The organism is Pseudomonas sp. SMN5, from assembly GCF_052041925.1.
Lineage (GTDB): Bacteria > Pseudomonadota > Gammaproteobacteria > Pseudomonadales > Pseudomonadaceae > Aquipseudomonas.
Genome location: NZ_JBKGGX010000007.1, coordinates 173,603 through 197,147 on the forward strand (window position 1 = coordinate 173,603; position 23,545 = coordinate 197,147).

24 protein-coding genes are annotated in these 23,545 nt (G+C 60.9%); 11 read left to right on the forward strand and 13 right to left on the reverse strand.

Annotation, left to right across the window (positions count from 1 at the left end; genetic code table 11):
• Positions 1-110: 110 nt before the first annotated feature.
• On the forward strand, positions 111-713 hold the full coding sequence (locus ACLEJR_RS09575) for a peroxiredoxin (RefSeq protein WP_092201553.1): 603 nt from the start codon (positions 111-113) through the stop codon (positions 711-713).
• A gap of 195 nt (positions 714-908) precedes the next feature.
• Here ACLEJR_RS09575 and rnt read toward each other — a convergent pair whose 3' ends face one another.
• Together rnt and pyrC are read right to left on the reverse strand one after the other, a co-directional pair.
• Entirely contained in the window at positions 909-1,586 is a 678-nt protein-coding gene (gene rnt, locus ACLEJR_RS09580) for a ribonuclease T (RefSeq protein WP_003204947.1), read from the reverse strand.
• Positions 1,583-2,629, reverse strand: coding sequence for a dihydroorotase (pyrC, locus tag ACLEJR_RS09585; protein WP_440813513.1), 1,047 nt, complete (start codon positions 2,627-2,629; stop codon positions 1,583-1,585). Before pyrC ends, rnt begins: the two co-directional genes overlap by 4 nt.
• A 190-nt stretch (positions 2,630-2,819) precedes the next feature.
• On the opposite strand from pyrC, the gene ACLEJR_RS09590 reads away from it, so the two are divergent.
• Positions 2,820-3,821 (forward strand): flagellar protein MotY, encoded by a 1,002-nt coding sequence (locus ACLEJR_RS09590; protein ID WP_440813516.1) that lies wholly within the window; start codon positions 2,820-2,822, stop codon positions 3,819-3,821.
• Positions 3,822-3,949: 128 nt separating this feature from the next.
• Positions 3,950-5,167 (forward strand): argininosuccinate synthase, encoded by a 1,218-nt coding sequence (locus ACLEJR_RS09595; RefSeq protein WP_024779511.1) that lies wholly within the window; start codon positions 3,950-3,952, stop codon positions 5,165-5,167.
• A gap of 72 nt (positions 5,168-5,239) precedes the next feature.
• Here ACLEJR_RS09595 and ACLEJR_RS09600 read toward each other — a convergent pair whose 3' ends face one another.
• The gene (locus ACLEJR_RS09600) at positions 5,240-5,722 is read right to left on the reverse strand and encodes a hypothetical protein (protein ID WP_440795099.1); all 483 of its coding nucleotides are present in this window, start codon (positions 5,720-5,722) and stop codon (positions 5,240-5,242) included.
• 468 nt (positions 5,723-6,190) lie between these two features.
• On the opposite strand from ACLEJR_RS09600, the gene ACLEJR_RS09605 reads away from it, so the two are divergent.
• Positions 6,191-6,817: a response regulator gene (locus ACLEJR_RS09605; RefSeq protein WP_440795097.1), complete on the forward strand. Its 627-nt coding sequence runs from the start codon at positions 6,191-6,193 to the stop codon at positions 6,815-6,817.
• Between the two features lie 53 nt (positions 6,818-6,870).
• Here the strand turns inward: ACLEJR_RS09605 and ACLEJR_RS09610 are convergent, their stop codons facing one another.
• The 8 genes from ACLEJR_RS09610 to metG form a co-directional block, all read right to left on the reverse strand.
• Positions 6,871-7,053, reverse strand: a complete 183-nt coding sequence (locus ACLEJR_RS09610) for a PA3496 family putative envelope integrity protein (RefSeq protein WP_245139442.1) — start codon at positions 7,051-7,053, stop codon at positions 6,871-6,873.
• Between the two features lie 107 nt (positions 7,054-7,160).
• Positions 7,161-7,799, reverse strand: coding sequence for an endonuclease III (gene nth / locus ACLEJR_RS09615; RefSeq protein WP_440795094.1), 639 nt, complete (start codon positions 7,797-7,799; stop codon positions 7,161-7,163).
• Positions 7,796-8,329 (reverse strand): Rnf-Nqr domain containing protein, encoded by a 534-nt coding sequence (locus ACLEJR_RS09620; protein WP_440813519.1) that lies wholly within the window; start codon positions 8,327-8,329, stop codon positions 7,796-7,798. Before ACLEJR_RS09620 ends, nth begins: the two co-directional genes overlap by 4 nt.
• Positions 8,322-8,933 (reverse strand): RnfABCDGE type electron transport complex subunit G, encoded by a 612-nt coding sequence (locus ACLEJR_RS09625; RefSeq protein WP_440813520.1) that lies wholly within the window; start codon positions 8,931-8,933, stop codon positions 8,322-8,324. Before ACLEJR_RS09625 ends, ACLEJR_RS09620 begins: the two co-directional genes overlap by 8 nt.
• Positions 8,930-9,916 carry an RnfABCDGE type electron transport complex subunit D gene (locus ACLEJR_RS09630; protein WP_440813523.1) on the reverse strand — a complete coding sequence of 329 codons (987 nt, stop codon included), beginning with the start codon at positions 9,914-9,916 and terminating at the stop codon, positions 8,930-8,932. The genes ACLEJR_RS09625 and ACLEJR_RS09630 overlap by 4 nt, the downstream gene beginning before the upstream one ends.
• Positions 9,903-10,913: an electron transport complex subunit RsxB gene (rsxB, locus tag ACLEJR_RS09635; protein ID WP_440813525.1), complete on the reverse strand. Its 1,011-nt coding sequence runs from the start codon at positions 10,911-10,913 to the stop codon at positions 9,903-9,905. The genes ACLEJR_RS09630 and rsxB overlap by 14 nt, the downstream gene beginning before the upstream one ends.
• Complete coding sequence (locus ACLEJR_RS09640; RefSeq protein WP_440813529.1) at positions 10,910-11,482, reverse strand: Rnf-Nqr domain containing protein; 573 nt, start codon at positions 11,480-11,482, stop codon at positions 10,910-10,912. The genes rsxB and ACLEJR_RS09640 overlap by 4 nt, the downstream gene beginning before the upstream one ends.
• Before the next feature lie 125 nt (positions 11,483-11,607).
• Positions 11,608-13,653, reverse strand: coding sequence for a methionine--tRNA ligase (gene metG, locus ACLEJR_RS09645; RefSeq protein ID WP_440813532.1), 2,046 nt, complete (start codon positions 13,651-13,653; stop codon positions 11,608-11,610).
• Between the two features lie 280 nt (positions 13,654-13,933).
• On the opposite strand from metG, the gene apbC reads away from it, so the two are divergent.
• Positions 13,934-15,028, forward strand: a complete 1,095-nt coding sequence (gene apbC, locus ACLEJR_RS09650; RefSeq protein ID WP_440795083.1) for an iron-sulfur cluster carrier protein ApbC — start codon at positions 13,934-13,936, stop codon at positions 15,026-15,028.
• Between the two features lie 127 nt (positions 15,029-15,155).
• Here apbC and ACLEJR_RS09655 read toward each other — a convergent pair whose 3' ends face one another.
• The gene (locus tag ACLEJR_RS09655) at positions 15,156-15,914 is read right to left on the reverse strand and encodes an SDR family oxidoreductase (RefSeq protein WP_440795081.1); all 759 of its coding nucleotides are present in this window, start codon (positions 15,912-15,914) and stop codon (positions 15,156-15,158) included.
• A gap of 165 nt (positions 15,915-16,079) precedes the next feature.
• On the opposite strand from ACLEJR_RS09655, the gene ACLEJR_RS09660 reads away from it, so the two are divergent.
• From ACLEJR_RS09660 to groL, 4 genes are all read left to right on the forward strand, one after another.
• Entirely contained in the window at positions 16,080-16,811 is a 732-nt protein-coding gene (locus tag ACLEJR_RS09660; RefSeq protein ID WP_440813535.1) for a HugZ family protein, read from the forward strand.
• A 66-nt stretch (positions 16,812-16,877) separates the two neighbouring features.
• Positions 16,878-17,354, forward strand: a complete 477-nt coding sequence (locus ACLEJR_RS09665; protein ID WP_440795078.1) for an FxsA family protein — start codon at positions 16,878-16,880, stop codon at positions 17,352-17,354.
• A 238-nt stretch (positions 17,355-17,592) separates the two neighbouring features.
• Positions 17,593-17,886, forward strand: a complete 294-nt coding sequence (locus ACLEJR_RS09670; protein WP_440795076.1) for a co-chaperone GroES — start codon at positions 17,593-17,595, stop codon at positions 17,884-17,886.
• Between the two features lie 49 nt (positions 17,887-17,935).
• The gene (gene groL, locus ACLEJR_RS09675) at positions 17,936-19,582 is read left to right on the forward strand and encodes a chaperonin GroEL (RefSeq protein ID WP_440795074.1); all 1,647 of its coding nucleotides are present in this window, start codon (positions 17,936-17,938) and stop codon (positions 19,580-19,582) included.
• A gap of 951 nt (positions 19,583-20,533) precedes the next feature.
• On the opposite strand, the gene ACLEJR_RS09680 is transcribed toward groL, so the two are convergent.
• Positions 20,534-21,277, reverse strand: coding sequence for a phosphatase PAP2 family protein (locus ACLEJR_RS09680; protein ID WP_440813538.1), 744 nt, complete (start codon positions 21,275-21,277; stop codon positions 20,534-20,536).
• A gap of 257 nt (positions 21,278-21,534) precedes the next feature.
• On the opposite strand from ACLEJR_RS09680, the gene colR reads away from it, so the two are divergent.
• A complete protein-coding gene (colR, locus tag ACLEJR_RS09685) occupies positions 21,535-22,218 on the forward strand; it encodes a two-component system response regulator ColR (RefSeq protein WP_260956959.1) in 684 nt (227 codons plus the stop codon).
• Complete coding sequence (locus ACLEJR_RS09690) at positions 22,208-23,485, forward strand: sensor histidine kinase (RefSeq protein ID WP_440795069.1); 1,278 nt, start codon at positions 22,208-22,210, stop codon at positions 23,483-23,485. The genes colR and ACLEJR_RS09690 overlap by 11 nt, the downstream gene beginning before the upstream one ends.
• Positions 23,486-23,545 lie beyond the last annotated feature (60 nt).

Below are 23,545 nucleotides of genomic sequence, written 5' to 3' on the forward strand. Positions count from 1 at the left end.
GTGTATGATGGTCGGTCCTTGCGAAGCGGGTTCGTGTCACAGGGCTGTCGCCTCAGGGTGGCAGGCTGGCCCGGACCTTGTTTTCACGTTACTACACCAGGAGATATCCAATGAGCGTACTCGTAGGCAAACAAGCCCCTGACTTCACCGTTCCAGCCGTCCTCGGCAACGGTGAAATCGTCGACAGCTTCACCCTGTCCTCGGCCATCAAAGGCAAATACGGCCTGGTGTTTTTCTACCCGCTGGACTTCACCTTCGTCTGCCCGTCCGAGCTGATCGCACTGGATCACCGCATGGACGACTTCAAGGCGCGCAACGTCGAAGTGATCGCTGTCTCGATCGACTCGCACTTCACCCACAACGCCTGGCGCAACACCCCGATCAACAACGGCGGTATCGGTCAGGTGAAATACACCATGGCTGCCGACATGAAGCACGAGATCGCCAAAGCCTACGACGTCGAGTCCGAAGGCGGCGTGGCGTTCCGTGGCGCGTTCCTGATCGACGACAAAGGCGTGGTCCGTTCGCAGATCGTCAACGACCTGCCGCTGGGCCGTAACATGGAAGAGCTGATCCGTCTGGTCGACGCGCTGCAATTCCACGAAGAGCACGGCGAAGTCTGCCCGGCCAACTGGAAAAAAGGCGACAAGGGCATGACCGCATCGCCTGAAGGCGTTGCCGCTTACCTGGGCGAGCACGGCGACAAGCTGTAAGCGCACAAGGCATGAAAAAAACCGGCCCTCGATGGGCCGGTTTTTTTATGGGGTCTGAAGCCGGGCGCTGACCTGTGGCGAGGGAGCTTGCTCCCGCTGGGTGGCGTAGCCGCCCCAAGATATTGTGAGCGCTGCGCACTCAAGCGGGAGCAAGCTCCCTCGCCACACAGAGCAGAAGCTCGCGCCGGCAACGCCTCAGTCGTCGAAATCCTGCCAGCCGCCCATTTCCTTCCAGCGATTGACGATCCCGCAGAACAACTCGGCGGTCTTCTCGGTGTCGTAGCGGGCCGAGTGCGCCTCGCGGCCATCGAAATCGATGTCGGCGGCCTGGCAAGCCTTTGCCAGTACGGTCTGGCCGTACGCCAGGCCGGCGAGGGTGGCCGTGTCGAAGCTGGAGAATGGGTGAAACGGGTTACGCTTCATGTCCAGGCGCGCGACGGCAGCGTTGAGGAAACCCAGGTCGAAGCTGCTGTTGTGGCCGACCAGGATCGCCCGCTTGCAACCGTTGGCCTTCAGCGCCTTGCGCACGCCCCGGAAGATGTCGGTCAGGGCTGTCTCTTCGCTGACCGCCATGCGCAGCGGATGGTCAAGCTTGATCCCGGTGAACTCCAGGGCCGCCGCTTCGACGTTGGCGCCCTCGAAGGGCTCGACGCGGAAGAAATAGGTGTGGTCAGGGAACACGAAGCCTTTTTCGTCCATGCCGATAGTAGTGGCGGCGATTTCCAGCAGGGCATCGGTAGCGGAGTTGAACCCGCCGGTCTCTACATCGACGACAACGGGCAGGTAGCCGCGGAAACGGGCCGCCATCGGGTGACGGGCACCGCCCGAACCACCATTGCCGTCCAGTTCATCGTCGAAATGATCTTCACTCACGCGTTTTCCTCCAGCAGGCGCCAGCGCAGTTTTTCACCGGCGCGCAGCGGGATGACGGTCTGCTCGCCGAATGGCAGGCTGACGGGGGCGGTCCATTCGTCGCGGACCAGGGTAATACGGTCGGTGTTCACCGGCAGGCCATAGAAGCGCGGGCCGTGCAGGCTGGCGAAGCCTTCGAGCTTGTCCAGTGCGTTGCGCTGCTCGAATGCCTCGGCGTACATCTCGATGGCGGCATAGGCGGTGTAGCAGCCGGCGCAGCCACAGGCCGCTTCCTTGGCGTGGCGGGCGTGGGGCGCCGAGTCCGTGCCGAGGAAAAACTTGGCGCTGCCGCTCGTGGCGGCGTCGAGCAAGGCTTCCTGATGGGTGTTGCGCTTGAGGATCGGCAGGCAATAGAAGTGCGGGCGGATTCCGCCGACCAGCATGTGGTTGCGGTTGTATAGCAGGTGATGCGCGGTGATGGTCGCGCCGACGTTGGCCGGGGCCTCGTTGACGAACTGCACGGCATCGCCGGTGGTGATGTGTTCGAACACCACATTGAGGGTCGGGAAGCGCTCCACGACGCGGCGCATGTGCTCGTCGATGAAAATTTTCTCGCGGTCGAAGACATCCACGTCGCCGCGGGTCACCTCACCGTGAATCAACAACGGCATTCCGACTTCGGCCATGGCTTCCAGCGCCGGGAAGATTTTGTCGATGCTGGTGACACCGGAATCGGAGTTGGTGGTCGCGCCGGCGGGGTACAGCTTGGCGGCGTGGACAAAGCCGCTGGCCTTGGCGTCGCGGATCTCTTCGGGCTGGGTGCGGTCGGTGAGGTACAGCACCATCAGCGGCTCGAAGCGGCTGCCGGCCGGGCGCGCGGCGAGGATGCGCTGGCGATAGCCATCGGCCTCGGCGGCATTGCGCACCGGCGGAACCAGGTTAGGCATGATGATCGCGCGCCCGAAGGTGCGCGCGACATCGGCGACGGTATGGGTCAACACAGCACCATCGCGAAGATGAATATGCCAGTCGTCGGGACGCAGCAGGGTCAGGCGGTCGGACATGGGGGGCTTCCAGGCGGGTCAAACTCTGGGGAATGCTACCGGAAAAGACCGATTCAGGCACCCGCTATCAAGTTCTTGCCCAAGCGACCGATAGCTCCTACAGGTGTGCCACCAATCCGTGCAGTGTCGGGAGCGGCGTCATACCCCCAAGCGTGTGTCGACCTTTGTACAAAAGCCAGTGGAGCCGCCCGTGCGCCAGCGTTATCTAGCCTTGCTCAGTGTGTTTGCCAGCCTTCCCGCGATGGCGCTCACTTTCCAGACCCGTCTGGAGAACATTGAGTGGACGGTCGAAGGTGACAAGTTCGAATGCCGGTTGAGTCAGCCGATCACCGATTTCGGCAGCGGCGAATTCGTGCGTCGGGCGGGCGAACAGGCCACATTCCGCCTCAAGGCCTATAACCCGATGCTCGGTGGCGGGTCGGCCACGTTGCTGGCAGCGGCCGCGCCCTGGCAGCCGGGGCGGGGCGACATCAATCTGGGCTCGGTCAGGATCGGCAGCGGCGACGTGCTGTTCAACAGTTCCCAGATCCAGGCGGGCCGGTTGATCAGCGGCCTGATGGAAGGTCGCAGCCCGGTGGTGCGGCGCAATACTGAAGATGGGCGGGTCTCGGAAGTCCGTCTGCTGCCCGTGCGGTTCAACAAGGCCTTCAATGACTATCAAGGTTGCGTGGCGAAGTTGTTGCCAAAGAACTTTGAGCAGGTGAAAGAAACCCAGATCGGCTTCCCGGGCGAAGAAGTCGAACTCGATGCCCGGGCCAAGGCGCAGTTGCAAGTCATGCTCGACTTCATCAAGGCCGACCCGAGCGTCAACCATGTAGAGCTGGACGGTCATTCCGACAACAGCGGCAACCGCCTGACCAACCGTGAGCTGTCGCGCCGTCGGGCCCTGGCGGTGCAAGAGTTTTTCAAGGCCAACGGTTTCCAGGAGTCGCAGATTACCGTGCGCTTCCATGGCGAACGTTATCCCTTGGTGCCCAATACCAGCGCGGCCAACCGGGCCAAGAACCGTCGTGTCGTCGTGCACTTGTCGCGCGTGCCTGTGACGCAAGTCCCGGCGCCCGCTGCACAGCTCCCAGCTCCCGCGCCTCAAGCCGCGCCGCCTGCGGCTCCGGCCAAGGTCCCGGCACCGGCTGCCGCGCCAGCCAAGGCACCTGCCGCGACGCCTGCCGCCGCGACGGCGCGTACCTCCTGAGCGGTTTTTAATCGTCGCGCTCTCGACATAATCTGTCGCTTCGTCGTCATAAGCTGTCGCGCCTCTGTAAATTATCCGCGCTGGACGTTAGACTTCACGGCTTTCCGTAGAACCCGTGGAGTGATGGCATGGCGGACGTAAACAAGGTCGTTCTGGCGTATTCCGGCGGCCTGGACACTTCGGTGATCCTCAAGTGGCTGCAGGACACTTATAACTGCGAAGTGGTGACTTTCACCGCTGACCTGGGGCAAGGCGAAGAAGTCGAGCCTGCACGCGCCAAGGCTCAGGCCATGGGCGTCAAAGAGATCTACATCGATGACCTGCGCGAAGAGTTCGTCCGCGACTTCGTGTTCCCGATGTTCCGCGCCAACACCGTCTACGAAGGCGAGTACCTGCTGGGTACTTCCATCGCCCGTCCGTTGATTGCCAAACGCCTGATCGAAATCGCCAACGAAACCGGCGCCGACGCCATTTCCCACGGTGCCACCGGCAAGGGTAACGACCAGGTGCGTTTCGAGCTGGGCGCCTATGCTCTCAAGCCCGGGGTGAAGGTCATCGCGCCATGGCGTGAATGGGACTTGCTGTCCCGTGAAAAACTGATGGACTACGCCGAGAAGCACGCAATCCCGATCGAGCGTCACGGCAAGAAGAAATCCCCGTACTCGATGGACGCCAACCTGCTGCACATCTCTTATGAGGGCGGCGTGCTGGAAGACACCTGGACCGAGCACGAAGAAGACATGTGGCGCTGGACCGTCTCCCCGGAGAAGGCCCCCGATACCCCGCAATACCTGGAACTGACCTATCGCAACGGCGATATCGTCGCCCTGGACGGCGTGGAAATGAGCCCGGCCACCGTGCTGGCGACCTTGAACCGCATCGGTGGCGAGCATGGCATCGGCCGCCTGGACATCGTCGAAAACCGCTACGTCGGCATGAAGTCCCGTGGTTGCTACGAAACCCCTGGCGGCACCATCATGCTGCGCGCTCACCGGGCGATCGAATCCATCACTCTTGACCGCGAAGTGGCTCACCTCAAGGACGAGCTGATGCCCAAGTACGCCAGCCTGATCTACACCGGTTACTGGTGGAGCCCGGAGCGTCTGATGCTGCAACAGATGATCGACGCTTCCCAGGTCAACGTGAACGGTGTCGTGCGCCTGAAGCTGTACAAAGGCAACGTGATCGTGACCGGGCGCAAGTCCGATGACTCGCTGTTCGATGCCAACATCGCGACCTTCGAAGAAGACGGCGGTGCCTACAACCAGGCCGACGCGGCCGGGTTTATCAAGCTCAACGCCCTGCGCATGCGCATCGCGGCGAACAAGGGTCGCAAGCTGTTCTGACCCTTACGCTTGAAAAAACGGCCTGCCATGAGCAGGCCGTTTTTTTGGGGGGGCGAACCTTTTCCCTGTCGCTCATTCGTCCTGTCCGGCGGCTGCAGAGTCTGTGCTGTGGTAAATGATGTAGACGGTGACATGGGCATGCCCCGGAACCTGCCGTGAACGTTTTGTTCGACCGGTTTCGCATCGGCTGCACAGTATGCAAACGGTCGGTCGAAGCCTGCATCGGCATCGCTCGTAAGCTTCTGGATTTTCCTTGACCTGATTTGTCCGGCGCAATATGCGTTTACGCCGGAGCGTCGATCCGTTCATGCTTTTTATGAAATGTTTGCTCTTGCGAAAATCCGAGGGTGAATACAACGAACGATGATTGAAGTTGAGCGTAATGAAGAAAAGCAGCAACAGATAAAAGGGGAAACTGATCAGGAACCAGACATAGCATTCGCGATCCTGATCATCCAGGAAGGGCAGCGAAACCGCCGCCGAAGTTTCGGATAAAGTTGCAAATATGGCGATGAGGGTCATGGGGTTGGTGATGGTGCTGGAAGTTTTGCTCATGGTGAAGGCTCATAAAATATTCGTGCTCTGATTGAATTGGAAAGTTTGGTGTCGTGGGTGTGTGAAAGTGGAGGGTGATAAGCAGGGTGCAACAGGCTTCAAATGTTTTACCGGGCTTGTAGTTGTTTTATATGAATTTTGATCCGGGAAGAAGCGGGTGCACGGTGCCATCTGCCAATAATGAGTTACTCATTATGAGCGCAATGGTTTTCCTGGTCTGCCTGACCGAGGCATGGGGATGCTGGAGCATACGATTGACCCCTTTGCGGAGGATGAGGAAAGGTCGGCTTCCCACGATAAACAAATTCATGACACATATTTTCTGGGGAAATTCGTAGGAATTTTCTGTATAGCTTGTAGGTTTCGTCTCTCGGTGCGAGCGGTCAGGGGGGGGCAGCATGCCAAGGTTGAATTGACTAGGCTATTGTGCGTGCTCTAAAAATTCGAACAGCGAAGTTGGATTTGCCCATGAATAAAGTGCTGATCGTGGATGATCACCCCGTCATTCGTCTTGCTGTACGTTTGCTGATGGAGCGGCATGGTTACGAAGTTGTAGCCGAAACCGATAATGGCGTTGATGCGTTGCAATTCGCTCGTGAACTTTCCCCTGATATCGTCATCCTGGATATTGGTATTCCCAAGCTCGACGGGTTGGAGGTGATTGCCCGTCTGACTTCTATTCCTACATCAATGAAGGTGTTGGTGCTGACGTCTCAGTCACCGGGCCACTTTTCAATGCGTTGCATGCAAACGGGGGCGGCCGGGTATGTGTGCAAGCAACAGGATCTGACAGAATTGCTGAGTGCAATAAAGGCGGTACTGTCCGGTTACAGTTATTTTCCCAACCAGGCACTGCATACGGTGCGTTCCAGCCTGGGTAACGCCAGCGAATCGGATATGGTGGATCGCTTGTCAGGGCGAGAAATGATGGTCCTGCAACAGTTGGCGCGGGGGAGGACCAACAAGGAAATCGCCGATGGAATGTTTCTAAGCAACAAGACCGTCAGTACTTACAAGACACGTCTGTTGTTGAAACTCAATGCCCGGTCGTTGGTCGATCTGATCGAGCTGGCGCAGCGCAATGGGTTAGTGTGATTCTCCGGTCACGCTTACGCATTAAAAAGCCTCCATCAGGAGGCTTTTATGTGTCAGAGATCAAAGTCGTAATCGGCCAACTGCTTCTGCAAACGGCGCTCTTCCAGCAGGTTATCGATGGTGCGGCGCTTGCTCAGATTGGTCTTCGCCACTTCTACCACCACCGGTTCCACGTCGTCGGTTTCAACGGCGATGAATTCGTCTTCTACATCCAGTTGTTCTTTGCCAGCACTCATGGGTTCGACTCCAGGCTAAGACTGCCATTGGCGCTCCTTATATCGATAAACCACGGGCGGGTAAAAAAGATTTTTTCAATCGACGGATTAGTAGAGTCAATAGTGTGTCAATCGTCGGACGTCTTGTGCTTGTATTCGCACAAATCCTCGATCCGGCAACTGCCGCAGCGAGGCTTGCGCGCCAGGCAGACGTAGCGCCCATGGAGAATGAGCCAATGGTGGGAGTCCAGGAGAAACTGCCTGGGGACGAATTTCATGAGTTTGTGCTCGACTTCCACCACATTTTTGCCGGGAGCCAACCCGGTACGGTTGCTGACGCGGAAAATGTGGGTGTCGACCGCCATGGTCAACTGCCGGAACGCGGTATTGAGCACGACGTTAGCCGTTTTGCGCCCGACACCCGGTAACGCTTCCAGCGCTTCGCGGGTCTGCGGGACCTCTGCGCCGTGGCGCTCGATCAGCAGTCGACAGGTTTCGATGACGTTCTTGGCCTTGCTGTTGAACAGCCCGATGGTCTTGATGTACTCGGAAAGGCCCTCCACGCCCAGGGCGTAGATCGCCTCCGGCGTATTGGCCACCGGGAACAGCTTGGCCGTGGCCTTGTTGACGCCGACGTCAGTGGACTGCGCCGACAGAATCACGGCTATCAGCAGCTCGAACGGTGAGGAGTAGGCCAGTTCGGTTTTCGGTTCCGGGTTGTCCTCGTGGAAGCGACGAAATATTTCCAGGCGTTTTGCAGCGTTCATGAGCGCGGCGTTTCCTCGGTGGATGAAGAGGGGTGGGCGATAGTCCAGGCTTGCCAGGCCGCCAGCAGCAGGCCAAGCAGGATAAAACCTGCGGGAGCGAGCAGGGTCAGCGCCAGGCCGCCTGCGATCAACTCGCGCAAGGCGCCTAGACCGAGCAGCGACAGGCCGAACAGACCGGCCAGCCTGAGTTGTCCAGGCCAACGGGATTCAACAAAGAACCCTTGCTGTTCCAGTGCCACACAGCTCAGGGCTATCCAGCCCATATAAACGTCAGGCGACCGATACAGCTCCAGCGCCCAGGCCTGCACGGCCAGGCCCGTGCAAGCGCTAAGGGTGGCAGCCACCACAACGCTGGCGAGCAGACATTGGCCGGTGGTCAGACGGGGCCGAACAAGCCTCATCGCAAGGCCATGACCGAGGATGACCAAGGCCCAGGCCAACCACAACCCCAACGCGCCGGCCAGCGAATCGCTTGCGCCTACCAGCGCGACGACCAGCAGGCCACGGGTCGGCCACAATACCCTATTCATCCGTCGTCCCTGCGGTCAGTTGAGTCTTATGTTCGTCAAAGTAACGTAGCGCATCGTGCACAGCTTGCAGGACGGCCCTTGAGGTCACCGTCGCGCCTGCCAGTTGATCGAACTGCCCCTGGTCTTTTTTCAGGGCCCAGCCGCTGTCGTCAGGCGCCTTGCGCGAGTGACCGGTGAAGGTTTGCAACCAGGCGTTCGGCCAGCCGGCAATCGCTGCGCCCAGCCCGGGGGTTTCTGTCTGGCGCAGGGTTTTCACCCCGAGCAACCGTCCCTGCAGGTCAATGGCGACCAGCAATTCAATGCGCCCTTCGTAGCCCAGCGTCTCGCTGCGCAGCAGCACCGCACTGGGCAGGTTATTGCGAGTCGCGAGGTAACCATCCAGCAGGGTGCTATGAGCCAGGACCACTGGCGCCGCCAGGACCGGTTGCGCCAACGGCTGATTGTCATAGCGCTCAGCCGGTAGCACTTCAAGCAGGGTCTTGTCCGCGATAGCTTGGCGCTGGGCCTCGATGCGGCCGGCGGTGCCGAGGTGCGTGAGGTAAGTACCCCCGATCCCCAGGCCAACCAACAGCATCAGAATGGCCACGCCAACGGGATTCTTCATGCCGGCTGTCGCCCTTGCCGCGCCTCGGCCAGCCGCTCCAGCGCTGGCACACCGAGGTTCATCAACAACACTGCAAACGCCACGCCGTCGGGGTAGCCACCCCAGGTGCGTATCAGGTAGACCAACAGCCCCACGCCGACGCCAAACAACAGGCGAGCCAGTGGCAATCTGGCGCCGGAGACCGGTTCAGTGACGATGAAAAATGCGCCGAGCATGGTGGCGCCCGTGAACAGATGAAACAGCGGCGAGCCATGGGAGTCGGAACCCGAGCCGTTCCAGCACAGCAGGCTGACAACGAGCAGGCTGGCCAGCATTCCCACCGGTGCGTGCCAGGTGAATACCCGTTGTTGCAGCAGAAACAGGCCACCGAGCAGAAACGCCAGATTGATCCATTCGATGCCTCGGCCGCCGAAACGCCCGAACGCCGGATGCTGGGCGAACAATTCGTCGATGGTCAGGCTAGTGTCGGTTCGCAGGCTGTCCAGCGCAGTCGCCCCGGCCCAGGCGTCGGGGGCCGGATGATCGCCGAGCACCTGTTGCATACCTTCCACCAAGCCCATGCCATGGGCGGGCGGCCATTGGCTCATCTGCGCAGGAAACGCCACCAGCACCAAGGCGTAGCCGAGCATGGCCGGGTTGAACGGGTTGGTGCCGACACCGCCCCAAAGATGTTTGCCGAACAACAGGGCGCTGGCGGTGGCCGTGACGCTCAGCCACCACGGGCAGTATGCGGGCAGCGCCAGGGCCAGCAGTGTGGCGCTGACCCACGCACTGCCGTCGTTCAGGCCGGGGAACAAGGGCCGACCGCGCAAGCGCGACACCAGTGCCTCTACCGTCAGCGCCGTGACGCTACATAGCAGCAGATTGAGCGCCACGCCCCAACCGTAAAACCACAGCGAGGCCAGCACGCCGGGGAGCGTCGCCAGTATCACGCGGTTCATCGCCTGGCGCAGTCGCTCGTCCACGGGTTCAGGGAGCGGCATGCTCGTCCACCAGGCGTTCGGCGTCTTTCACCGCTTGCTCCAGAGCCTGCAAATGTTCCTGCGCTACAGCTGCGCTCCGGGCCTTGCTCAGCTCGGCGCGGCGCATCGCCAATTGAATCTTCGCCCGTTTCAGTTCGGCGCCTTGCGTAGATGCAGGCTTGGGCGTCGGGGCCGGTTGCGGGGTGCTTTCCAACTGCGCCAATGCCTGTTCCGCTGCTTCGTACTGGCGTTGCAGCACGATCAACTGCGACTGCTGCTCAAAGGTTGGAGGATGGCCGAAGGCTTTCAAGGATTTGTTCAGTTGCGCCCGGCTCATCGCCAGGTCGACCTTGGCTTTTTTCAAGGCTGCATCGGCGGTGGCGGCCTTTTGCGCACGTACGCGCTCCAGTGCGGCCTGTATCGGGTCAAGCGTTTGCGCTTGCGGCTGGGCGGCGCGCTGGACGCGGGCCAGGCGTTCGGCTTGACGCTGCTCCTCTTCGCGACGCAGCCGTGCGTTGCGTTGTTCGAAGCGCCAACGGGCATGGTCGCGCTTGGCCGCACGCGCCTGATGCTGCTCGGCGCTGGCGGCCAGGCCGCCAACAATCGGCACCACCGTCGCCGTTGGCAATGGGCGCATTTCAATGCAATCGACCGGGCAGGGCGCCACGCAAAGGTCGCAGCCGGTGCATTCATCGATCAGCACGGTGTGCATCAGCTTGGCCGCGCCGACAATCGCGTCCACCGGGCAGGCCTGGATGCACTTGGTGCAGCCGATGCACTCCGCCTCGCGGATGAAGGCGATCTGCGCCGGGGCTGAGCCGCGGCTGGTGTCCAGCTCCAGCACCGGCACCTTCATCAGGCTAGCCAGGGCCTCGATGGTCTCGCGTCCACCGGGCGGACATTTGTTGATTGGCTCGCCTTGGGCAATGCCTTCGGCGTAGGGCTTGCACCCCGGATGGCCGCACTTGCCACATTGTGTCTGCGGCAGCAGGGCATCAATACGTTGAATCAGACTCATGTTTTGACCAGCCCGCGTAAACCCAGAAATGCCACGGCCATCAGGCCGGCGCTGATCAGTTGAATCGGCAGGCCCTGAAAGGGTAGGGGGATGTCGTTATTGAACGTGCGTTGGCGCAGATCATCGAACAGGCTCGAAACCAGCCAGAAACCCAGTCCGCCCCCCAGGCTCAGCGCCAGGGCGTGGCCCAGGCCCTGGTCATCCTGGCTGCTGAGCAGCGCGACGCCCAGTATCCCTGCGTTTCCCAGCAATAGCGGCCACAACCCATCGAACGGCAGCCCTGGCAGCCACCGGGCCAGCAGGCGCAGCAGCGGGCCGATCAGCAGCACGCTCAAGGGCAGCCAAGCCAGCAGGCGTAGGGACGTGAGTTCCAGCGGGGCCAGGAGCCAATGATCGATCAGGTAACCCAGGGTGCCGACAGTCAGCATCAGGCCGGTTGTCGCCACGCCCAGGGCGTGGATTTGTCCGCGTCCCCTGGATGCCAGCAGCGGATCGACGCCCAGCGGCCAGTGCAACACCAGGTTGTTGATCAGGGCTGCGCTGAACACTGTCAGGAGGATTTCGGTCATGGCGTGTGGCTGGTAAATGGCCTGTTACAAGATTAGGCATTATCCGGCACGTGAGAACCGTGGGCCAGATATGAAAATCCCACAGCCGCCGAGGCGACTGTGGGATCGGTGCAGCGCGAGTCGCGTTACTTGATCCGCTGACCCGGCTTGGCGCCGCTGTCGGGGCTCAGCAGGTAGATCTCCTCGCCACCGGGGCCTGCCGCCATCACCATGCCTTCGGATATGCCGAACTTCATTTTCCGTGGCTTGAGGTTGGCGATCATCATGGTCAGGCGGCCATCGAGCTTGGACGGGTCTGGATAGGCGCTCTTGATGCCGGAGAACACGTTGCGTCGCTCATCGCCGATGTCCAGGGTCAGACGCAGCAGCTTGTCGGCGCCCTCGACGGCCTCGGCCTTGACGATCAGCGCCACGCGCAGGTCAATGGCGGCAAAGGCGTCGAAGTCGATTTGCGGAGAGAGCGGATCCTTGACCAGCTCACCGTTGCCGGTGGTAGCGCCGGTGCCGGTCTGGCTGGCGGCCAGGTCTTCCTTGGACGCGTCGATCATGGCCTGGACCTTGGCTGCGTCGATGCGGGTCATCAACGGTTTGAACTCGTTCAGTTGATGGTTGCTCAGCAGCGTCTGGTGATCGTTCCAGGTCAGCGGCGCGACGTTGAGGAACGCCTCGGCGTCGGCGGCCAGCAGCGGCAGCACCGGTTTGAGGAAAATCACCAGTTGGCGGAACAGGTTCACGCCCAGGGCACAAATCGCCTGGACTTCATCATGCTTGCCTTCCTGTTTGTTCAGCGACCAGGGCGCCTTGTCGGCAATCCAGGCGTTGGCGCGGTCGGCCAGGGCCATGATCTCGCGCATGGCACGGGCAAAGTCGCGGCCTTCATAGGCTTCGGCGATGCTCGGGGCCGCAGCCAGGAACGCCTCTGTCAGTTCAGGGGCGGCATTGCCGGCCACCAGCACGCCGGCGTTGCCCTTGTGGATGAAGCCGGCGCAGCGGCTGGCGATGTTGACGACCTTGCCCACCAGGTCGGAATTGACCTTCTGCACGAAGTCCTCGAGGTTCAGGTCCAGGTCATCGACGCCACGGCCGAGCTTGGCCGCGTAGTAGTAGCGCAGGTATTCCGGCGACAGATGGTCCAGGTACGTCCGGGCCTTGATGAAGGTGCCACGGGACTTGGACATCTTCTGGCCATTGACCGTCAGGTAGCCATGGACGTTGATGCCGGTCGGCTTGCGGAAGCCGGCGCCTTCGAGCATGGCGGGCCAGAACAGCGCGTGGAAGTTGACGATGTCCTTGCCGATGAAGTGATAGACCTCGGCGGTGGAGTCCTTGCCCCAGAACGCGTCGAAGTCCAGCTCCGGCGTGCGGTTGCAGAGGTTCTTGAAGCTGGCCATGTAGCCGATCGGCGCATCCAGCCACACGTAGAAATACTTGCCGGGTTCGCCAGGAATCTCGAAGCCGAAGTACGGCGCATCGCGGGAAATGTCCCACTCTTGCAGGCCGGAATCGAGCCATTCGGCGAGCTTGTTGGCCACGGCGTCGTGCAATGTGCCGCTGCGGGTCCAGGTTTGCAGCATCTGCTGGAAATCCGGCAGCTTGAAGAAGAAGTGCTGGGAGTCCTTGAGCACCGGGGTCGCCCCGGAAATCGCCGATTTCGGGTCTTTCAGGTCGGTGGGGGCGTAGGTGGCGCCGCACTTTTCGCAGTTGTCGCCGTACTGGTCCTCGGTCCCGCACTTCGGGCAGGTGCCCTTGATGAAGCGGTCGGCCAGGAACATCTTCTTTTCCGGGTCGAAATACTGGGTGATCGAACGGGTAGCGATATGCCCGGCATCACGCAGCTTCAGGTAGATCTGGCTCGACAGCTCACGGTTTTCTTCGGCGTGAGTGGAGTGGAAGTTGTCGAAGTCCACCAGGAAGTCGGCAAAGTCGGCGCTGTGTTCGGCCTGGACGTTGGCGATCAGTTGTTCCGGGGTGATGCCTTCTTTTTCCGCGCGCAGCATGATGGCCGAACCGTGGGCGTCGTCGGCGCAGACATAGATGCACTGGTTGCCGCAATGTTTCTGGAAGCGCGTCCACATATCGGTCTGGATGTATTCCAGCATATGGCCGAGGTGAATCGAACCATTGGCATAGGGCAGGGCGCTGGTGACGAGGATCTTGCGTGGCTCGGACATGGGGCTCGGCTACTTGATGAAACGGAGGTCGGCCACTATAAAGCGCCGGCGGCTTTTTTTCACCCTGTGAGCCTGTTTCCGAATGCTGGCAGGGCTTCTGTGGCGAGGGAGCTTGCTCCCGCTGGGTGGCCAAGCCGCCCCAAACAGTCAATCCCTGATTTCCTTTACTGCCTGATGGCGACTGCTTCGCAGCCGAGCGGGAGCAAGCTCCCTCGCCACAAAGGCATGCGCGGCGTAGGATAGCGACCTTGTTTTTCCAGTCTTGCTATCGGAGTTGCCCATGAGCGCCGTCAATCGCGCAGCGGTGGAAGCCGTCCTTCGCCAGTACACCGACCCCTACCTGAACCAGGATCCGGTCAGCGCCGGATGCGTGCGCGCCATCGACATCCAGGGCGACCGCGTCAGCGTCCAGCTGGAAATCGGCTATGCCGCCGGACTGTTCAAGAGCGGCTGGGCGCAGATGCTGCAACTGGCGATCGAGTCCCTGGACGGCGTGACGGCCGCCAAAGTCGAGATCAGCACTGTGATCGCCGCTCACAAGGCCCAGGCGCAGGTGCCGGGCCTGGCGAACGTCAAGAACGTCATCGCCGTGGCCTCGGGCAAGGGCGGAGTGGGCAAGTCCACGACGGCCGCCAACCTCGCGCTGGCCCTGGCCCGCGAGGGAGCGAAGGTCGGGATCCTCGACGCCGACATCTACGGGCCCAGCCAGGGCATCATGTTCGGCATTGCCGAAGGCACCCGGCCGCAGGTCAAGGACCAGAAGTGGTTCGTGCCGCTCCAGTCCCACGGCGTGGAAGTCATGTCCATGGCGTTCCTGACCGATGACAACACGCCGATGGTCTGGCGTGGGCCAATGGTCTCCGGCGCCTTGCTGCAACTGGTGACGCAGACTGCCTGGAGCGACCTCGATTACCTGGTGATCGACATGCCGCCGGGCACTGGCGATATCCAGTTGACCCTGGCACAGAAAGTCCCGGTGGCCGGCGCGGTGATTGTCACGACACCGCAAGACCTGGCCCTGCTGGACGCACGCAAAGGCGTGGAGATGTTCCGCAAGGTAAACATCCCGGTGCTGGGCGTGGTGGAAAACATGGCTGTGCACATCTGCTCGAACTGTGGGCATGCCGAGCATCTGTTCGGTGAAGGCGGCGGGGAAAAACTGGCGACCCAATACGGTGTCGAACTGCTGGCGTCGTTGCCGCTGTCGATGCTGATCCGCGAACAGGCCGACGGCGGCAAGCCAACGGTGATTTCCGAACCCGACAGCCAGATCGCCATGGTCTACCAGGAACTGGCCCGCCACGTCGGCGCACGGATCGTGTTGCAGGAAGCCGCCGCTCCGGCGATGCCCAACATCACCATTAGCGACGATTAGAAAGCTCAACGGTGACCCCTGTGGGAGCGAGCCTGCTCGCGATAGCGTCGGGTCAGTCAGCCTCGAAGTGGCTGACACACCGCTATCGCGAGCAGGCTCGCTCCCACAAGTTTATGTATGCAGGGTTCTAGATCCGCAACCCGCCATCCATCTCCAGAATCCGGCCGGTGTAGTAATCGTTCTCGAAGATATACGCCGCCGAATGGGCAATCTCCTCGGGTTTGCCCATGCGCTTGAGCGGTATCCCCGAGGTCATTTTCTCCAGCGCTTCGGGTTTCATCCCCAACGTCATTTCCGTTTCGATGAACCCGGGTGCAATGCCGGCGACCCGGATGCCATAGCGCGCGAGCTCCTTGGCCCAGGTCACGGTGGCCGCGGCCACGCCGGCCTTGGCCGCCGAGTAGTTGGTCTGGCCGACATTGCCGGCGCGGGAGATCGAGGAGATATTGATGATGGCGCCGCTGTTCTTCAGCTCGACCATTTTCGCCGCCACCTCACGGGTGCAGAGGAATACGCCGGTGAGGTTGACGTCGATCACCGCCTGCCATTGGGCCAGGCTCATCTTGCTCATTTCGCCGTCCTTGACCTTGAGCAGCAGGCCGTCACGCAGGATCCCGGCGTTGTTGATCAGCCCATGGATCGCACCGAAGTCCTCGGCCACCCGGGCGACCATATCAATGACCTGCTCTTCGTTGGCAACGTTGCACAGGTAGGCACGCGCGTGGACGCCCTTGGCCGTGCAAGCGGCGACCGCCTGGTCGAGTTTTTCCTGGTTGAGGTCAACCAGGGCGAGTTTTGCGCCTCTGCCCGCCAGATACTCGGCCATGGAGCGGCCCAGACCCTGGCAACCGCCGGTGATAATGATTACTTTGTCGGTGAGTTGCATATTCATGTCCCGGTGGCGGTGCGGTGAAGGATGTCCTTTTGTGAAGGGCTCTCGTTTCTGCTACAGCGTAGCCCGGTCGCCACCAGCAAGGTTCCGGCAGCTGATTGGGACGTAGTTCGCCTGTTCGAGCATTTTTGAGACCTCATTCATCAAAGGAGTCATAAATTGAGCGTTGACCCTGCCAAGCATGCACGAGAATTGCTGCTCAAGGAATACCGTGGAATGCTTTCCACGCATTCCAAATCCATGCCCGGTTTTCCGTTCGGCTCCGTAGTGCCGTATTGCCTGGACCCGCAGGGTCGGCCGCTGATATTGATCAGCCGCATCGCCCAGCACACCCATAACCTGCAGAAAGATCCCAAGTGCTCGATGCTGGTAGGCGAGCGGGGCGCAGAGGATGTGCAGGCCGTTGGCCGCCTGACGTACCTGGCCGAGGCCCGCAAGCTGGAGGACGGCGACAGCATCGAGGCCGCCGCCGAGCGCTACTATCGCTATTTCCCGGAATCGCAGAACTATCACAAGGCCCATGATTTCGATTTCTGGGTGTTCGAACCAGTCCGCCATCGCTACATCGGCGGCTTCGGTGCCATCCACTGGATCGACCAGATCACGCTGGCAAACCCGTTTGCCGGCAAGGCCGAGGCGAGCATGATCGAACACATGAATGCTGACCACGCCAAGGCCATCGCCCATTACGTCGCGCTGGCCGAACTGCCCGCGACCGAGCCGGCGCAGATGGTCGGTATTGACAGCGAAGGCATGCACTTGCGCATTGGCCAGGGCTTGCATTGGCTGCCGTTCCAGGCCCCTTGCAACACGCCGACACAAGTGCGCGAAGCCTTGGTTTATCTGGCCCACGCTGAACATTGGCCAAAAAATGCCGAGGTTGATGCTTGAATTCACGAAAGGACGACGTCATTTAAGGTTTCATAGCAAGGCATTCTTGCGTTGAGGAACCATTTGATGCGCCCTTTTTTGTTGCTCTTTCTGCTGTTCCCGGTGTTGGAGCTGTTCGTATTCGTGAAGGTCAGCGGTGCGATCGGGTTTTTCCCGGCGCTGCTGCTGGTCATCCTCGGCTCGATGCTCGGCGTGTTCGTGCTGCGCATCGCCGGCCTCGCCACGGCATTGCGGGCTCGTGAAAGCCTGAGCCGTGGCGAGCTGCCCGCCCAGACCATGCTCGAAGGCCTGATGCTGGCCTTGGGTGGCGGCCTGTTGATCCTGCCAGGTTTTATCAGCGATGTGCTGGGGCTGGTCCTGCTGATGCCGTTCACCCGCCGGCTGCTTGCCGACAAGATGCGTCAACGCGCCGAAGAACAGGCGATGCGCCAGCGCGCCTTCGCCGATGACCTCCAGCCCCGTGGCGGCCCGGCCCCGCGTGAACCCGTGGGCCGTGAGCCCAATGTGATCGAAGGCGAGTTCGAGCACCGCGACTCCAAATAATCCATTCGCATGGCACCTTCGGGTGCCGTGTTCGTTTCGCTCCGGGCAAAATTTTTTTATGCCCCGCCCTTGTAATCGGCTTGTGTGCCCCTATGTATCGGTCACCGCAAGGTTTCCGGTGGCAACACCGGACAGACTTCCGCGGTTCGACTGACGAACCGCACCCGGCTTTGCCGGCTTTGTTAAACCCGCCGGGACTACACCGGCCGATGAAAACCAAAATTAGGAGAGATCGACAATGAAGCTTCGTCCTCTGCATGACCGCGTCGTTATCCGTCGCAGCGAAGAAGAGAAGAAAACCGCTGGCGGTATCGTCCTGCCAGGTTCGGCTGCCGAGAAAGCCAACCACGGTGAAGTTCTCGCTGTAGGTACCGGCCGTGTGCTGGACAACGGTGAAGTACGTGCGCTGGCCGTGAAAGTGGGTGACAAGGTCGTGTTCGGCCCTTACTCCGGCAGCAACACCGTGAAAGTCGACGGCGAAGACTTGCTGGTAATGAGCGAGAACGAAATCCTCGCCGTTATCGAAGGCTGATTCCCCGCTCAGTTTCCCGCTACTACACAGTATTTAAGGAATATCGATCATGGCTGCTAAAGAAGTTAAATTCGGCGATTCCGCCCGCAAGAAAATGCTCACCGGTGTCAACGTCCTGGCTGATGCAGTAAAAGCGACCCTGGGCCCGAAAGGCCGTAACGTGATCATCGAGAAGAGCTTCGGCGCTCCGACCATCACCAAGGACGGCGTTTCCGTAGCCAAGGAAATCGAGCTGGAAGACCGTTTCGAAAACATGGGCGCGCAGCTGGTCAAGGACGTTGCCTCCCGTGCCAACGATGACGCCGGCGACGGCACCACCACCGCCACCGTCCTGGCTCAGTCGATCGTCAACGAAGGCCTGAAAGCCGTCGCTGCCGGCATGAACCCGATGGACCTCAAGCGTGGTATCGACAAAGCGACCATCGCGATCGTCAAAGAGCTGAAGGGCCTGTCCAAGCCTTGCGCTGACTCCAAGGCCATCGCCCAGGTTGGCACCATCTCCGCCAACTCTGACAACTCCATCGGCGACATCATTGCCGAAGCCATGGAAAAAGTTGGTAAAGAAGGCGTGATCACCGTTGAAGAAGGTTCGGGCCTGGAAAACGAACTGTCGGTCGTAGAAGGCATGCAGTTCGACCGTGGCTACCTGTCTCCGTACTTCGTCAACAAGCCGGACACCATGGTTGCCGAGCTGGAAAGCCCGCTGATCCTGCTGGTCGACAAGAAGATCTCCAACATCCGTGAAATGCTGCCAGTGCTGGAAGCCGTTGCCAAAGCCGGCCGCCCACTGCTGATCGTGGCTGAAGACGTCGAAGGCGAAGCCCTGGCGACCCTGGTCGTAAACAACATGCGCGGCATCGTCAAAGTTGCAGCCGTCAAGGCGCCAGGCTTCGGCGACCGTCGCAAGGCCATGCTGCAGGACATCGCCGTTCTGACCGGCGGTACCGTGATCTCTGAAGAGATCGGCCTGAGCCTGGAAAGCACCACCCTGGAGCACCTGGGTAACGCCAAGCGCGTCACCCTGTCCAAGGAAAACACCATCATCGTCGACGGTGCTGGCGTTCAAGGCGATATCGAAGCGCGTATCAGCCAGATCCGTGCCCAGGTTGCCGAGACTTCCTCGGACTACGACCGTGAAAAACTGCAAGAGCGTCTGGCCAAGCTGTCCGGCGGCGTTGCGGTGATCAAGGTTGGCGCCGGTTCCGAAGTTGAAATGAAAGAGAAGAAAGCCCGCGTTGAAGACGCCCTGCACGCTACCCGCGCAGCCGTCGAAGAAGGCGTGGTACCTGGCGGTGGCGTGGCGCTGATCCGTGCTCTGGAAGCCCTGACCCAACTCAAGGGCGACAACGCCGATCAGGACGTTGGTATCGCTGTGCTGCGTCGCGCTGTTGAAGCGCCTCTGCGTCAGATCGTTGCCAACTCCGGCGACGAGCCAAGCGTAGTGGTCGACAAGGTCAAGAACGGCCAAGGCAGCTTCGGCTACAACGCCGCGACCGGCGAGTACGGCGACATGATCGAAATGGGCATCCTGGACCCAACCAAGGTTACCCGTTCGGCCCTGCAAGCAGCGGCTTCCATCGGCGGTCTGATCCTGACCACCGAAGCCGCCGTAGCCGATGCACCGAAGAAAGAAGGTGCAGCTGGCGGCGGTATGCCAGACATGGGCGGCATGGGTGGCATGGGCGGCATGATGTAAGCCAGCCTCACCCTTGTAACGAAAAACCCCGCCTGCGAAAGCAGGCGGGGTTTTTTATTGGCTTCGCCCCGTGTGGGAGCTGGGTTTGCCCGTGAAGAGGCCATTGCATCCAGCCTCTTCATTGACTGACCCACCGCCATCGCGAGCAGGCTCGCTCCCACAGGGGACTGTGGTGGGCGCAAATTCGGGGACCACTGCAGATCAACTGTGGGAGCGGGCTTGCCCGCGAAGAGGCCATCACATCCGGCCTCTTCATTGACTGACCCACCGCCATCGCGAGCAGGCTCGCTCCCACAGGGGGCCGTGGTGAGGGCAAATCCGGCGGCCACTGCAGATCAACTGTGGGAGCGGGCTTGCCCACGAAGAGGCCATCACCTCCGGCCTCTTCATTGATTGACCCACCGCCATCGCGAGCAGGCTCGCTCCCACTGGGGACCGTGGCGGGCGCAAATCCGGCGGCCACTGCAGATCAACTGTGGGAGCGGGCTTGCCCGCGAAGAGGCCATTACATCCGGCCTCTTCATTGACTGACCCACCGCCATCGCGAGCAGGCTCGCTCCCACTGGGGACCGCGGCGGGCGCAAATCCGGTGACCACTGCAGATCAACTGTGGGAGCGGGCTTGCCCGCGAAGAGGCCATCACATCCGGCCTCTTCATTGACTGACCCACCGCCATCGCGAGCAGGCTCGCTCCCACTGGGGACCGTGGCGGGCGCAAATCCGGTGACCACTGCAGATCAACTGTGGGAGCGGGCTTGCCCGCGAAGAGGCCATTACATCCGGCCTCTTCATTGACTGACCCACCGCCATCGCGAGCAGGCTCGCTCCCACAGGGGACCGTGGCGGGCGCAAATCCGGTGACCACTGCAGATCAATTGTGGGAGCGAGCCTGCTCGCGAAGGGCCCTCAGCCTCAATATCTTTATCGCTGGCTCGCCCACCCCTGATGTCCTCAGGCCCGGGCAGGGTCGGGCAGGGTTGCACGATCCGCCATGACGGCGGGCCGGTACAGGATAAAGTAGTAACACCCCAGGCAAATCAACCAGCAGAACACTGCCGTCCAGACGTTGTGGGAGAAGAAGTGCGCTCCCTGCATCATCCGGCCCAGGGAGAATACCGTTCCCAGGGTGAAGGCGAATACGAAGGCCTGGCGGGCCAGCCGCGGGCGGCGGTCACGTAATACAAAGAACAGCGCAAACAACGTGAACCCGGTGGCCGCATGACCACCCGGCCAGCAGCGTCCGGGCTTGTCGGTGGCGGGACGCGCGCTCAGCAGCTCGCTGTAGGTTTCCTTACCGCCAAACTCTTTCAGGCTCCAGGGGCATTGCACAGCGGTGACGGCTTTCATCGGTGTGACGAACGAAGTCGCCAACGCGAGGGACAGCACCAGGCAGCCTAGTTCCCGCTTGAACGGTTTGAGCCGGTCGACGAAAAACGCGCCGATGAACCCAACGATCGCCAGCACCGAGAAGGCGATGACCACCTGTTTCGCCCGGTCATGAAGGATATTTTCCAGTAAGTAACTGTGGCGTCCGATGAAGTCGCCGGCGGCCGGCTCGTAAAACAGTCGAGCCAAGTCCATGTCCAGTGTCGTCAGTTCCAGCAGTACCAGAATGATCCCGACCAGGAGCGGCAGGCCCAGGGCCAGCCTGAAGTTGAACGGCCTGGAGACGGGGCGAATGACGGTTGAAATCATGAACGTACCTTTAGTAGGAGTCTTCGGAGGTAGGAGTCTTCGAGAGCTGCGCATTGGGCGCCCAGTCTGGCCTGCGGGGCGTTGGAGTGACGTGAATGTTGGGTGAAAAAGTCGTCAATCACCGCTGAAGAACCCTCTGCGTGCTCCTTGCCGCCCCTTACCGTGACACCAGCAGATACAATCCTAGCCGTAAGCCACACTTGGCCGTAAGCTGCGCGGGCCACGACAGCCGTTAACCGTGTACGCAGGAGATGCCCATGCGAATTCTATTGGTCGAAGACAACCGCGACATCCTGGCTAACCTGGCCGATTACCTGGGGCTCAAGGGTTACACCGTCGATTGCGCCCAGGACGGTTTGTCGGGGTTGCATTTGGCAGCGACCGAACACTACGACTTGATCGTGCTCGATATCATGCTGCCGGGCATCGACGGCTACACCTTGTGCAAGCGCCTGCGTGAGGACGCGCGGCGCGACACGCCGGTGATCATGCTCACCGCCCGCGACCAGTTGGATGACCGTCTGCAAGGCTTCAAGTCCGGTGCCGATGATTACCTGATCAAGCCGTTTGCCCTGTCGGAACTGGCAGCGCGGATCGAAGCCGTCATGCGTCGCGCTCAGGGCGGCGGTCGACGTGCCTTGCAGGTCGGAGACCTGAGCTATGACCTCGATACCCTGGAAGTGACCCGGGATGGCAAGTTACTCAAGCTCAACCCGGTCGGCCTGAAGTTGCTGGCAGTGCTGATGCAGAAAAGCCCGCACGTGCTGCGTCGGGAAATCCTCGAAGAAGCGTTGTGGGGCGATGATTGCCCCGACAGCGACAGTTTGCGCAGCCACGTTCACCAACTGCGCCAGGTAATCGATAAACCGTTCGACAAACCGCTGCTGCACACCGTGCACGGTGTCGGTTATCGCTTGGCCGAGGGTCGGGATGGAGTTTAAGCAGAGTCTTGCTCAACGGATCATCATCGCCTTTGCGCTGATGAGCGCGTTGGTCGCCGGAGCCTTCGCGATGGGGATCGTGGCGACGGTTCACCTGGTGGAAGAAAAACTGATTTCCGCCGGCCTCGGTGGCGATTTGCAGCGCCTGCTGTTGATGGACAACGTCTCCGACTGGAATCATCGGCCGGAGCCCGACCAACTGTTTTACTTCAGCGGCGGTCCGGGTGACTTCGAATTGCCCAAGGACCTGCGACATCTGGAGCGTGGGTTCCACGAGGTATTTCGCGAGCAGCTGTCGTATCACGCCATGGTCGAGATCGTTGATGGCCGGCATTACGTGCTGTTGCAAGACCAGAGTGATTTCGAAGAGCGCGAGCGGGTGCTGTTCGCCGTGGTGCTGGTAGGTTTTGTTCTGAGCCTTGCGCTGGCGGTGTTCCTGGGGTGGGTCCTGGCTCGTCGGGTCATGGCGCCGGTCGTGCGCCTGGCCCGCCAGGTGCGTCACCGTGACCAACTACTTGGCCTGGCGCCGCCGCTGGCCCCGGATTATGCCGCCGATGAAGTAGGCGAACTGGCCGTGGCATTCGACGCCACCTTGGGCCGGTTGCGCCAGGCGCTGACCCGCGAACGGTTGTTCACCAGTGACGTGAGCCATGAGTTGCGCACCCCGCTGATGGTCCTTGCCACGTCCTGCGAGTTGTTGCTGGAAAACCCGGCGTTGGATCAGCGCGGGCGTACCCAGGTCGAGCGCATCAACCGGGCCAATGAAGAGATGCGCGAGCTGGTGCAGACCTTCCTGATGCTCGCCAGGGCCCAGCGCGAAGACAACGGCATGTCGCCTAGAGCGACGCTTGAGCAAGTGGCGGAAAATCTCCTTGGGGTGTGGCGCGGGCAGATCGAATCCAAAGGCCTGACGCTGATCTTCGAACATGGCCAACCGGTCGGTACCCTGTATAACGCTACGTTCCTGACCGCGGTGATGGGCAACCTGCTGCGCAACGCCTTGCACTATACCGATCAGGGATTCATCCGCCTTTCGCTGACCGCCACCGGATTCGTGGTCGAGGACAGTGGGGTGGGTATCCCCGAGGAAAAGCGCGAGGCCATGTTCGAGCCGTTCGTGCGGGGCAACGAAAAGCGCGGCGAGGGGCTGGGACTGGGCTTGTCACTGGTGCAGCGAATCTGCGAGAACCAGGGCTGGGTGGTGAGTCTCAGCACCATGGAGCCCAACGGTTGCCGCTTTGAGGTGGAGCTTGAGCCGCAACAATAGGTGCTCGGAATCGAAAGATCTTGAAATGATTCAACAGGTTGTGTGACGATTTTTTCACAA